At 44.4% G+C, this 12936-nt stretch carries 13 protein-coding genes; 11 read left to right on the forward strand and 2 right to left on the reverse strand.

Translation table 11 applies throughout. The features are described 5' to 3' along the window. The first annotated feature begins 15 nt into the window (after nt 1-15). From QWY16_RS02285 to QWY16_RS02305, 5 genes are all read left to right on the forward strand, one after another. On the forward strand, nt 16-969 hold the full coding sequence (locus QWY16_RS02285; protein ID WP_300991248.1) for a siderophore ABC transporter substrate-binding protein: 954 nt from the start codon (nt 16-18) through the stop codon (nt 967-969). Nucleotides 970-1051: 82 nt separating this feature from the next. Then, nucleotides 1052-1360, forward strand: a complete 309-nt coding sequence (locus QWY16_RS02290; RefSeq protein WP_300991249.1) for an antibiotic biosynthesis monooxygenase family protein — start codon at nt 1052-1054, stop codon at nt 1358-1360. 153 nt (nt 1361-1513) lie between these two features. Beyond that, the gene (locus tag QWY16_RS02295; protein ID WP_300991250.1) at nt 1514-2581 is read left to right on the forward strand and encodes an ABC transporter permease; all 1068 of its coding nucleotides are present in this window, start codon (nt 1514-1516) and stop codon (nt 2579-2581) included. A 3-nt stretch (nt 2582-2584) separates the two neighbouring features. Then, entirely contained in the window at nt 2585-3268 is a 684-nt protein-coding gene (locus QWY16_RS02300) for an ABC transporter ATP-binding protein (protein ID WP_300991251.1), read from the forward strand. Nucleotides 3269-3662: 394 nt separating this feature from the next. Continuing rightward, entirely contained in the window at nt 3663-4277 is a 615-nt protein-coding gene (locus QWY16_RS02305; protein WP_300991252.1) for a phosphatase PAP2 family protein, read from the forward strand. A gap of 45 nt (nt 4278-4322) precedes the next feature. Here QWY16_RS02305 and QWY16_RS02310 read toward each other — a convergent pair whose 3' ends face one another. Together QWY16_RS02310 and QWY16_RS02315 are read right to left on the reverse strand one after the other, a co-directional pair. Next, nucleotides 4323-5603, reverse strand: a complete 1281-nt coding sequence (locus QWY16_RS02310; protein WP_300991253.1) for an ammonium transporter — start codon at nt 5601-5603, stop codon at nt 4323-4325. A gap of 12 nt (nt 5604-5615) precedes the next feature. Beyond that, nucleotides 5616-5957, reverse strand: a complete 342-nt coding sequence (locus QWY16_RS02315; RefSeq protein WP_300991254.1) for a P-II family nitrogen regulator — start codon at nt 5955-5957, stop codon at nt 5616-5618. A 129-nt stretch (nt 5958-6086) separates the two neighbouring features. Between QWY16_RS02315 and QWY16_RS02320 the strand changes: the two genes are divergently transcribed. The 6 genes from QWY16_RS02320 (at nt 6087) to abc-f (ending at nt 12859) form a co-directional block, all read left to right on the forward strand. Next, on the forward strand, nt 6087-6731 hold the full coding sequence (locus tag QWY16_RS02320; protein WP_300991255.1) for a uracil-DNA glycosylase: 645 nt from the start codon (nt 6087-6089) through the stop codon (nt 6729-6731). Nucleotides 6732-6830: 99 nt separating this feature from the next. Then, a complete protein-coding gene (gene zupT, locus QWY16_RS02325; protein ID WP_300991256.1) occupies nt 6831-7640 on the forward strand; it encodes a zinc transporter ZupT in 810 nt (269 codons plus the stop codon). A gap of 53 nt (nt 7641-7693) precedes the next feature. Further along, nucleotides 7694-8638, forward strand: a complete 945-nt coding sequence (locus tag QWY16_RS02330; protein WP_300991257.1) for a DUF4003 family protein — start codon at nt 7694-7696, stop codon at nt 8636-8638. 114 nt (nt 8639-8752) lie between these two features. After that, nucleotides 8753-9970: an MFS transporter gene (locus QWY16_RS02335; protein WP_300991258.1), complete on the forward strand. Its 1218-nt coding sequence runs from the start codon at nt 8753-8755 to the stop codon at nt 9968-9970. Between the two features lie 167 nt (nt 9971-10137). Further along, nucleotides 10138-10992: a GNAT family N-acetyltransferase gene (locus QWY16_RS02340; RefSeq protein WP_300991259.1), complete on the forward strand. Its 855-nt coding sequence runs from the start codon at nt 10138-10140 to the stop codon at nt 10990-10992. A 223-nt stretch (nt 10993-11215) separates the two neighbouring features. After that, on the forward strand, nt 11216-12859 hold the full coding sequence (gene abc-f, locus QWY16_RS02345; RefSeq protein ID WP_300991260.1) for a ribosomal protection-like ABC-F family protein: 1644 nt from the start codon (nt 11216-11218) through the stop codon (nt 12857-12859). The last annotated feature ends 77 nt before the right edge of the window (nt 12860-12936 follow it).

The following is a 12936-nucleotide window of genomic DNA, read 5'->3' on the forward strand; positions in this document are numbered from 1 at the left end:
AGGAGCTCAAATAATATGAAAAAATGGTTATTGGTAGCATTCACATTAATGATGGTTGCTTTTCTAGCGGCTTGTGGTTCAAAAGAAGAGGCAACTGAAGCGGATACAGCAAGTGCAGAAGAAAAAGAAACAATGACTGTCACTCATGAACTTGGCGAAACGACTTTTGATAAAAATCCTAAAAAAGTAGTAGTATTCGACTTTGGCGTTCTTGATTCAATGGACAAATTAGGTATTGATTCTGTAGTGGGTGTTCCACAAGAATCATTGCCGGCTTACCTTGATAAATATGGCGACACAGAGAAATACGAAAATGTAGGAACGTTGAAAGAAGCGGACTTCGAAGCAATCCATGCGTTAGAACCGGATTTGATCATCATTTCTGCTCGTCAAGCTGATATGTACGAAGAGTATGCGGCTATCGCGCCGACTATCCACATGGCAGTAGACACAACTAAATACATGGATTCTTTCAAAGGCAATATGACAACTCTTGGAGAAATCTTCGGTAAAGAAGATCAAGTGAAAGAAGAATTGGCTGCAATTGAAACACAGATTGAAGATGTAAAAACAACCGTCAGCAAATCAGATGACAAAGCTTTGATTACTTTAGCAAATGAAGGCAAAGTAAGTGCGTATGGAGCAGCTTCACGTTTCGGTCTCATCCATGACGTGTTCGGTGTAAAACAAGCTGATGAAGGAATTGAAGCTTCAACTCACGGACAAAGCATTTCTTTTGAGTATATTCTGGAAACTAATCCGGATCTGATGTTCGTAGTTGACCGTAATGCAGCAGTTGGCGGAGACGCAAGTGCTAAAGATTCTCTTGAAAATGAATTGGTGCAAAAAACAAACGCCTATAAAAATGACAGAATAATTTACTTGGATCCGGACTACTGGTATCTATCAGGTGGCGGATTGCAATCTGTAAGCCAAATGGTGATGGACATCCAAGCTGCATTTGAATAAGAAGTAAAGAATTTTCCGCTCCCGCTTTTTATAAAGCGGGAGTTTTAATTAGCAATTAAACAAAAGCGAAGGAGTGGGAAACATGTTTGTGCAAATGAAGAGAATTGTTGTAAAAGAAGGCTTCTCAGACTTGGTTTTAAATCGTTTTTCAGGAGAAGGGAAACTGGAAAAACAGCCGGGTTATATTGATCGTACAGTGATGAAGAAAAATGTCCGCCGCGGCGACGAAGAAGTGATTGTCTATGTGCGCTGGGATTCGGAAAGTGATTGGAAGAACTGGGAGAAGCATCCCGACCATATCGCCGGCCACAAAGCGAATCTTGGCAAACCGAAGCCTGAACATATCATTGAAACTTCCCAAAGCACTTACCACGTCCATGCAGTAAGATAATGAAAGGCGAACCGACACCGGTTCGCCTTTTATTTTTGGAGTTCCAGGGATAAAATAAAATGTTGTGGTTATATAAATAATATATATGTTTTGTATAAGTTATTTGGTAAAATAAAAGCAAAGACTGCATATTAAAAATCAGGAAGTGATTAGATGTTTTTAGCATGGAATGAAATACAAAAAAACAAACTGCGTTTTGTTTTAATCATCGGCGTTTTAATGCTTGTAGCGTATCTGGTGTTCTTTTTATCCGGTCTGGCCAATGGATTAGCCAGTTTGAACCGCGAAGCAGTAGATAAATGGGAAGCGACTGCCGTGGTGCTGACCGAGGAATCGGATAAGAGCCTTGTATCGTCTTCAATGAGCATTGAGGATGCGGGGCAGATGGCAGTGGACGAAATAGCCGTTTTGGGCCAGATCAGCGCCATTGCCAGCAATGAAAATCAGAAAGCCAATGTCTCCATTTTCGGCATCAAAGAAGATGAATTCATTATGCCGGAAGTGGTGGAAGGTGAAGCATTTGCTGGCGGCAATGAAGTCATTGCAAGCGATGCTTTAAAAGAAGATGGTTTTAAATTGGGGGACGAGTTGAAATTGTCTTCAACTGAAGAAACCTTAAAAATTGTCGGATTTACCGAGGACGCCCGCTTTAATGCCGCACCGGTCCTTTACGGAGACTTGCCGACTTTTCAGCGAGTGAAATTCGGCGAAGCAGCTGAAGTGAACGAAGACCAGATTAATGGTGTAGTTGTGCGCACGGATGATATCGCTGCTATCACAAAAGATGAAGAATTAGATGCAATTGAAGTGGAGACTTTTATCGAGAGTTTACCGGGTTATACTGAACAAAGTTTGACCTTGAACTTCATGATTTATTTCCTGTTTGTTATTTCATCTGTCATTGTGGCGATATTTCTTTACGTTTTAACTGTCCAGAAAATTAGCATGTTTGGTGTCATGAAAGCGCAAGGGGTGCCGAGTGGATATTTGGCGCGTTCCGTCATCGCCCAGACCTTTATTCTGGCAGCTATCGGCGTCGCCGTAGGTTTTGCGCTGACGCTTGCAACAGGAATCTTCCTGCCAAGTGCTGTGCCGGTTGCATTCGATATTCCGACGATGCTGGTTTACGGAGCTGTATTGATAGCAGTTGCGATAGCGGGAGCTGTCTTCTCGGTATGGACCATTGTAAAAATAGATCCGTTAAAAGCGATTGGAGGGTAAGTGATGGCAGTGTTGGAATTAACTCAAGTAAAGAAAACCTTTGGCAGCGGCCATAAAAAAGTGGATGCTTTAAAGCCGACCAACTTTCATGCAGAAAAAGGAGAGATGGTTGCTGTCATTGGACCATCTGGTTCAGGGAAAAGTACGTTTTTGACGATTGCAGGCGGCTTGCTGTCGCCAACAAGCGGTGAGATTATTATCAATAACGAAAACATCACTTCGCTAAATGAAAAAGAACGTTCGAAAATCCGTTTAAAAGAAATTGGGTTTATTCTGCAGGCATCGAATTTAGTGCCTTTCCTGACGGTTGAAAAACAAATGAAGTTGTTGGATAAAGTGAAAAAAGGCAATATGAACAAGGGCGAGAAGGAACAGCTCTACAAGGATTTAGGAATTGGTGACCTCCGCAATAAATATCCTTCGGACTTATCAGGAGGCGAGCGGCAGCGTGTGGCGATTGCCAAGGCACTTTATAGCAATCCATCCATTGTTTTAGCGGATGAACCGACAGCATCGCTCGATTCTGACCGCGCTTATGAAGTCATGCAATTATTGAAAGATGAAACAAAAAACAAAAACACCACTACTATTGTGGTGACGCATGATACCCGCCTGATCGAGTATTGTGATAAAGTCTATAAAATGGTCGATGGCGTATTGGAACAACAAACTCAGTTGGAGTTTTGAAGGAATACGACCAGTAGTGGCTGAAATACGACCAGTAGACTAAAAAATACGATTCTGCTGCAAAAACGGGTGCAAATTATGTCTGTTTCGCCTTAGAAATAAGTTGAGGCAAGATAATGGGCGTTTCAAACTTCTTCACTTAAAAAACCACCATCATTGGTGGCTTTTTTTTATGGGTTGATGATGGAGAACCTTTCCGCACGAAAATACTATCTGTCCGGCGTGAAATACTTTCTTTTCCCGTACATTTATTTCCCTTTCGACATTAAATGCTTTCCTAATCCTTGCGCACTCTGCTAGATGCCCGCTTCACTGTCTAAAACAAAGTATTTTTGAATGGATGGAAAATTTAGACTATAATAGACGGAGGAGCTCATGGAAAGAAGGTAGGGCTATGAAACGTCTATTGTATTTGCTTGGGATCATTGCTTTGATCGGTTTTATTGGAATTGGATCCACTTTTGAAAACGCGGCATTTGAAGAATTAGACCGGCAAGCTGCAGAGTTGTTTGGAGGTATCGGATGGCTGGACAGCCTTTCACTTCTGGCAGATGAAGCGGTTGTATTTATTGTGGGAATGGCCATGATGTTGTATTTATGGCTGCACCGGAGAGATTATCGGGGGATGCTTTTCGTTTTCTTGACAATCGGTGCAGGGCGGGCGTTGAATCAAGGGTTAAAAAACCTTTTCGAGAGGCAGCGGCCGGACTTGCTGCACGGGCTTGAAAGCTACGGGTTCCCTTCCTGGCATGCGATGGGAGCGGTCCTTTATCTCTTTACAGCTGCTTATTTTATTATAGGATCCCTGGTTTCCAGAACTGCTAAATGGCTTGTTTGGTTAGCTGCTGCCGGCCTGTCGATTGTTATCGGCTTGTCGCGGATTGCGGGAGGGGAGCAATATTTCTCGGACATTTTGGCTGGATGGACTTCAGGATTTGCTTTGTTTGCGGCTGTTGTTTTTTGGTATGAAATAAGAGAACGCTCATTTAAAAGAAACCGGACCCCATAAAAAGCATGGACTAGAAAATCAGTCCATGCTTTTTAATCTTTTCTTTTAAGGTTTTTGAGCAGCGGGGTGTTCACCTAATTGGTTCAGCCGCTGTGCGAAAGATTCGGGTGACGGTGAAGCGCCGCTTAAAACGTCTTGCATCGCATAGGCTTGGGAACCATGCTCCGAGAAGTCCAACCCGCTTTCTTCGTCTTCCGCGGTGACGCGGAGCGGGACAATCGAATTGACGATTGCAAGAACAACAACTGCTGACACAGTTGTCCAGGCAATTACTGCCAAGATGCCGATTGTTTGAATGCCGAGAATCTCAGCGCCGCCTCCGTAAAGAAGGCCGCCTGTTGTATCGAAAATGCCAAGTGCCAATGTTCCCCAAATACCGGTCACTCCATGGACAGCAATGGCGCCGACTGGGTCGTCCACCCGGATTTTCGCATCCAGTAAACGAACTGCTTCTGTCATGATGATACCGGCAAGAAGACCGATGGCGATGGCGCCGATAAACGATACATTGGCAGCTCCGGCCGTAATTCCGACGAGGCCGGCAAGTGCGCCGTTCATCGTTAAAGAAGGGTCAATCCGGCCATAGCGGAATCGTGTATACACTGCCGTAGAAAGCACAGCCGCTGAGGCCGATAGCAATGTATTCAAGATGACAGGCGGCACTAATTCTGGATCTGCTGCCAAGGTGCTGCCTCCGTTAAAACCGAACCAGCCTACCCATAGGATGAAAACGCCCAAGGCACCAAGCGGCAAGTTGTGGCCGGGAATGGAGTTGACAATTTTTCCGCTGTATTTGCCGATGCGGGGTCCGATTTTCCAAGCGGTGATAAAAGCGGCTGTAGCCCCAGTTAAATGCACAACAGTGGATCCGGCAAAATCAATGAAGCCGATTTGCGATAGCCAGCCGCCACCCCATACCCAGTGGCCAACGACTGGATAGATAATGGCAGTCATGCCGATCGTAAGCATGAAATAAGCTGACAATCTCATCCGTTCAGCCACTGCCCCTGAAATGATGGTGGCGCAAGTTGCCGCAAAAACCGCTTGGAACACAAAGAATCCGATGTCGTCGCGTCCTGCCAGTAAAAAACCGTCTGTTCCAAGAGCGCCAAAAGCCGAAGTGCCAAACATAAGTGCAAATCCCACAAAGAAATAAAGAATAGAGCCAAGAGCGACCGTGATCAGGTTTTTCATCAAAATGTTCAAGGTGTTTTTAGAACGGGTAAAACCCGTTTCCAGCATGGCGAATCCGGCGTGCATAAAGAACACGAGAATGGTGCCAAGCATAACCCACATCATATCGACTGAACTTTGAACTGCTTCCATCTAATCTCCTCCTTATCCGATGGCGATAACGCCGCGTTCTTTCGTTCTGATCCGAATGGCTTCTTCAACTGGCAGGATAAAAATCTTGCCATCTCCAACTTCTCCTGTGGAAGCATATTCAAGCAATGCTTCTACGATATCTTCTACTTTGGAATCATCTACCACCATTTCGAGTTTTAATTTTGGAGAAAACTCCATCGTGTAGGCATTGCCCCTGAATAATCCGACCCGGCCTTCTTGTTTGCCGATTCCTGCTATTTCCGTGACACTTAAGCCGTCAATTCCTTCGAGAGCAAGGGCTTGGCGAACGTTTGCAAAAACAGAGGGACGAATAATGGTTTCAATCTTTTTCATGTTTCCTCCTCCTTAATGTTAGGTTTGTTAACATATTAAACGCTATATTCTGAAAAATCAAGTTATTTTTAAAATAATGTTAGAAAACCTAACATAAAGATTATGTTAAAATGAAAATGAGGTGATGACATGTATAAAATATCGGACGAGCTGGTTCAACAAGGCATCGAAAGAATAAAAGACTTTCCGGTAGAAGGCTTTGTACGGGGCAGCGGCCCTTTAAATCCGGCAATTATGTTGGTAGGGGAAGCGCCAGGAGAAAATGAAGTGGAAACCGGCATTCCCTTTACTGGCCGAGCAGGCAAAGAATTAATGGCGTCGCTTGAAAGTGTTGGACTGGCAAGGGAAGATGTTTACATCACGAGTGCGGTCCGCAGCCGCCCTTATAAATGGGGAACTAAAAAAGAACGCGACGGAAGCCTGGCAGAACGGAAGTACAACCGCGCACCGACAAAAAAGGAAATCATTGCACATGCTCCTATCCTTGATACGGAGATCAAAGATATCCATCCTCCGCTGATTGTTACTTTAGGAAATATTGGCCTACAGCGTCTTGTAGGCCCGAAAGCAAAAGTGACTCAGCTTCATGGAGTCCTGATGGAAACGCCTATTTTAAGATGGAATGAAGAAAAACAAACCTTTATAGAAACGGAAGAGATTTATCATATATTTCCCACTTTTCATCCAGCCAGTGTTTTTTATAACCCGCCGGTGCGTGAATTGAAGGATGAAGATTGGAGAAAGCTAGGGGAATTGCTGCGCATCAGGAAATAAAAGAATAATGGAAAATCTTTCTTTGTTAAAAAAAGTTGCTCTTAGGAAACTTTTGCCGTACAATTACCATAATCACTGGAATGGAAGGAAGTTGGGATTATGGACAGTACCGTATTATTTGCTCTCGGATTAACGCTCTTTGCCGGACTAGCAACTGGAATCGGTAGCTTGATTGCCTTTTTTGCTTCCCGCACTAATACTAAATTTCTTTCGATTTCCCTCGGATTTTCAGCCGGTGTCATGATTTACGTATCAATGATTGAAATTTTTGTGAAAGCAAAAGATGCATTGACGGATGCCCATGGCGAATCGATCGGATATTGGCTGACGATTGCCGGTTTTTTCGGCGGGATGATTTTCATGGCTGTATTAGACAGGATTCTGCCGCAAATGGGGAATCCGCATGAAGTCCGTACCGTAGAAGATATGGATGATGGGCCAACTAATGCTGAATATGCCCATCTCCGAAAACTCGGCATCTTTACAGCGTTAGCAATCGGAATCCACAACTTTCCGGAAGGGATTGCTACTTTCATGTCAGCAATCCAGGATCCTGCATTAGGGGTAGCCATTGCCATTGCTGTGGCAATCCATAATATACCGGAAGGGATTGCAGTGTCAGTTCCGATTTATTATGCTACAGGCAGCCGGAAAAAAGCCTTCAAATATAGTTTTTTATCAGGGGTTTCAGAACCGGTCGGTGCAATAGCGGCTTGGCTGATTTTGATGCCTTTCCTTAGCGACACGATGTTTGGCATTATTTTCGCTGGAGTAGCCGGCATCATGGTTTTCATTTCATTGGACGAGTTGCTTCCGGCCGCAAAGAGGTACGACGAAGCCCATTTGTCCATTTATGGATTAGTGGCCGGCATGGCCGTAATGGCCGTCAGCCTTGTGCTCATTGTATAATTGAAACTTTACGCCTCCTTGTCTCGTAAGAATGAGACAAGGAGGCGTTTTTTATGGATATAAAAGTCATTGAACAGACATATAAAGAAGTGGCTAAGACGCTCGGCTGGGCAGTGGATAAACGGGTGGCCCTCGTTATCACTACTTTTTATCTCACCCAAGGTTCCGGCTTCCGGAAAAAAGAACATGAAGAAGCAGCTGAAGTCATTAAGAAAAAAGAAGGGTGGACCTCTCCGCTGAAGTACTATATGTTTCATATTGCTGCTGCCTTTCTGGCGCTTCAGGGAAATCCGGAAACCGGGCTGGAAAAACTGAATGTCAACCAGCATAAACTGAACGAAGCTGGATTTCGCAAATCCTCTTATACGTTTTTGGCGGCGTTTCTGATGCAAGATGAGAACGGAGCGTCGCGCGCAAAAGAATTATACGATCAAATGCGGCAGCACCATAAATTCCTCACTTCGGGTGAAGACGTGCCTTATGCCGTGCTTTTAGGCAAACGGGAAGGAAGAGCTGAAGAGCGGGCTGCCACGATGAATGCCTATTACAGAGAGCTGCGGGAACATGGCTTCAGCATAGGAAATGATCTTCAATGGCTGTCGCAGATTATGACATTCAATTCTTCTGCATATGATCCGGAAGTAGTGGGCCGGGTATTGGCCGTACGTGACTTTCTTCAAAATGAAAAAATTAAAATACAGCCGGTCCAATATCAAATTTTAGGTTTTCTAGCAATAACAAAAGCCAGCGGTGCCATACTGCAAACAATCATTGACAATACAAAGAAATTGGAAAACACCAAACTGTTCAAATGGTATAAGGATGCTGCTTTCGCAACAGCCGTCCAATTTGAAATAGCAGATTTAATTGGAAACCGGGAAGCGGCGGCTGCAGCATTTTCGACTTCCTTCGAAATGATCATGCAAGTCCAGCAGGCGGCAATGATGGCCAGCATCAATACAGCCATTATTTCTTCGATTAATAATGGGTCGGGTTGACTTTGAATTGTTTGAAAACTCCAACTTTTAAAGGTGTCTTGTCACCTTTAAATTGAAAGCGTATAGTATTGTGTAAAGACATTAAGTTACAACTGTAAAGACAGGGGAGTTAGGATGGCTACTTTAACTGAGAACACTACCGTGCCGCTTTCAAGAAATAAATTGCTTGGCGTTGCGGGACTAGGCTGGCTTTTTGACGCGATGGATGTGGGGATTTTATCCTTTGTCATTGCGGCTTTGCAAGTGGATTGGAATTTAACCACCTCCCAGATGGGATGGATTGGCAGTGTCAATTCTATCGGGATGGCGGTAGGGGCATTCATCTTTGGCATTTATGCAGACAAAGTTGGGCGCAAGAAAATTTTCATTATTACTTTGCTGTTATTTTCATTGGCAAGTGGAGTTTCAGCATTCACTACATCACTTGCTGCGTTCATGCTGCTTCGATTCTTTGTTGGCATGGGGCTGGGTGGAGAACTTCCAGTCGCTTCAACTCTCGTTTCTGAAAGTGTGCCTGCTCATGAACGCGGCCGTGTAGTCGTTCTGCTTGAAAGCTTTTGGGCTGGCGGCTGGCTGCTTGCCGCTATTATTTCATATTTTGTTATTCCGTCATTCGGTTGGCGCGTAGCTTTATTGCTGACAGCGCTGCCTGCTTTATACGCATTATATTTGCGGATCAAACTGCCGGATTCTCCGCAATTCTCGGCGAAAAAGGACGTTCTGCGATCTGTTTCTACAAATATAAAAGATGTATGGTCTAAGAAATACCGGAAGCCCACATTGATGTTGTGGATCGTTTGGTTTACGGTAGTCTTCTCTTATTACGGCATGTTCTTATGGCTGCCAAGCGTCATGGTGTTAAAAGGATTTACGCTTATACAAAGTTTTGGCTATGTCCTTATTATGACGCTTGCTCAATTGCCGGGGTATTTCTCGGCAGCATGGCTGATTGAAAAGGCGGGGCGGAAATTCGTCCTTGTTACATATTTAATTGGGACGGCTGCCAGTGCATTGGTATTCGGGAATGCTGAAACTATCGGAATGCTGATTGCTGCCGGGGCATTCTTGTCGTTCTTTAACTTAGGGGCTTGGGGAGCGCTTTATGCGTATTCACCAGAGCAATACCCAACGGTTATCCGCGGAACCGGAACGGGTATGGCGGCATCGTTTGGCCGAATCGGAGGAATTTTAGGACCGCTATTGGTAGGGTCAATGCTGACGGCTGGTTACGGAATCGGATGGATTTTCGGGATATTCTGCGTCTCGATCATTATTGGAGCCTTAGCCGTGGCGTTCTTAGGCACTGAAACAAAACAAATGGAACTTGAATAAAAGCAAAAAGAAGCTTCTTCGCTCATTGCGAAGAGGTTTTTTTTTGCTTCTTCAAATTCTGGAAACTAAAAATTAATTTCTTAAAAAGGAACATTCATGCAGGATATTTTTCCTGATTTAGCAAATATCTTATAGTCAGAGACAATGACAGAAATGAGTGAGCAAAAATGGAGTGGATAGTTTATGCAAATTCTTCTGCTTTTGCAGGCAAGGTAGAAAAGCTGCTGTATCAAAATGAAGACATCTATAGTTTGTTTTTGGGAATACTGAACCAGATACAAGAAGGCCGCTATGAAGATTATTTTTTAGCGACATTGGAAGAGGACGGTGAAGTTGCGGCGGCCTGTTTGATGACCCCTCCCCATCCTCTGCAGCTGATTGTCTTTCGGGAACTTCCGGATATTGAAAAAGAGATTGCCCGACGGCTATTGATTTCGGGAATTGTTGTAGACGCAGTGGTCGGAGATCAGGAAACTGCTCATCGCTTTGCCAAGGCCTGGATTGCCAAAGCCGGCGGCGAAATCCGCATATTGATGCACCAGGGGCTTTACCGGGCGGATTCGGTGAATACCCGCTTGGAGAAAAGCCCCGGCACTTGGCGCGTCGCCAATAAAAGAGATGCGCCTCTCCTCGAGGAATGGATTTTGCTTTTTGAGCAGGAAACCGGCATTACGATGTCCACCCCTGCCGAAGCTGCCCGTAAAATCGATTCTTTTATTGAGCAAAAAGAAGTGTATGTCTGGGAAGTGGACAATGAAGTGGTTTCATGCATGAAAAAATCCCGGCCATCCAAACACGGCATAACGGTATCGTTCGTTTTTACTCCGATGAAACATCGCCGCAAAGGCTATGCGCGAACATTAGTTGCAGAAGTGACAGAAGAACTGCTCGGCGAATATGACTTCGTCATGCTGTACACCGATCTGAAGAACCCGACGTCCAACAAAATCTATAAGGAAATTGGCTTTGAACAGATTGCGACGCCGGTCCATTTGAAAATTGACGAAAAAATATCTGAATAATGTGATACAATATAAACATTAAATTGAAGGGAAGATGGGTGGCCGATGGATAACTGATCCTATTTCTACGCAACCGGGAATTTTGGTGTAACAGAAATTGGATTCGTCTGCCCATTTTTAACGAAGTGAAATGCCTGTATGATAACAGGTTATTTGGGCTTGCGAATTCTTCCGATAATGACGCGGAGGAATTTTTTTATTTCTCCGGCAAGGAGGAATGGCTTTGACCATCAGAGGGAAAGTATACAAGTTAACAATCGGCTACGGTGATCGGATTGTCTTGAAAGAAGCGCAGGCAGATATTCCAAAAGGTGCGCGAATTGCCATCATTGGTTCGAACGGCACTGGGAAATCATCGCTGCTCGACGCTATTGCAAGCGGGGAACCTGGAATACAGTGGCTTGGTTCAAAACCGGCAATTGCTTATATGAAACAAGAGGTCAGTGTATTGGATACCGTTTTGGAGGAGACTGAAAGCCGAAAGCTTGAGAAAATATGGCATGTACCGGAAGTGCGCACCCGCTTAAGCGGAGGAGAAGCGATGAAAATGCGCTTAGCCCAAACGCTGGCGCAAAAAGCGGAAGTGCTCTTGCTCGATGAACCGACTAACCACTTGGATACGGAAAGTGTCCAATCGGTCATTGCAAAGTTGGCGAATTACGAAGGAACCTTGCTTGTGGTATCGCATGACCGGCATTTTATCGATCAAATCGCCACTCATGTCTGGGAAATTGAAGAACAGAAATTGGCGGTTTATAAAGGGAATTACACTGCCTTTAGAGAAGAAAAAGAACATCGCCGGCATACGCAGCAAAGAAAGTATGACAAACAGCAGGCGAAAATTGCCCATGTCGAACAGCAGCTTTTGGAATTGCAGTCCTGGTCAGGAAAAGCGCATGCAGATTCAACGAAACAAGAGGGCTTTAAAGAGTTTTACCGTTCCAAGGCGAAGCGCATGGATGTTCAAATCCGCAGCAAGCGAAAGCGGCTTGAAGCCGAGCTCGAAAAGGAATTAGTGCTGGAGCCGAAAAAAGAAACTGATGTGAAATTCGATATCAGCGGGGGGGCTAAAAAGGGAAAACGCGTCATCGAGTTAAAAGGTGTAAGCAAAGGGTTTGGGGAACGCCTTCTTTTTGAAGGAGCTTCTTTTACAGTGCAGCATGGCGAGCGCATTGGAATGGTCGGCAAAAATGGCAGCGGGAAATCAACTTTCTTTAGTATGCTCCGAAAAGAAACTGGTTATACGGGCGAACTTTGGACAACGGCCGGAATGAAAATCGGTTATTTAAGCCAGAATGTTTTTGATTTGCCAGAAGAAAAAACGCCGGCTGAATTATTTAGAGCGGAGAGTTATGAGCTTATGGGACAAATGCGGACACTGATGATTAACCTTGGGTTTGAAAAACATCATTGGACTGAACCGATTAAGCATCTGAGCATGGGGGAGAGAGTGAAGCTGAAGCTGATGGAATTCATGGCAGCCGATTGTAATGTGCTGTTGCTGGATGAACCGACCAACCATTTGGATCTGCCTTCCCGGGAGCAATTGGAAAAAACCTTAGAGACGTTTACAGGAACGTTGATGATTGCTACCCATGACCATTTTTTTATGGAAAAACTGGCGGATAAATTGCTGGTTTTTGATAATGGGAAATTAGTTAAATATGAAGGAAGTTATGCCGAGTGGACGAATAAGTCTGATGATTTTTTGCAAGCCGATCTTTTGCAATTGGAAACAGAACGGCAGGCAGTCCTTGGGAAACTTAGTTTTATGCAGCCAAATGATAAAGCATACAGTGAGCTGGATCGCCGTTTTAATGAATTGACAGCTGCTATCAAAGCTGTCTCTGCCCACTCTTCAAAGTAATTGATAAAAGTGAGTAATTGCCTTGTGTTAAGGGTAAATTAGAAAGTAGGCTGAAAAGAGATGGAAAGGAGTGGATG

It is taken from the genome of Planococcus shenhongbingii (assembly GCF_030413635.1).
Lineage (GTDB): Bacteria > Bacillota > Bacilli > Bacillales_A > Planococcaceae > Planococcus > Planococcus shenhongbingii.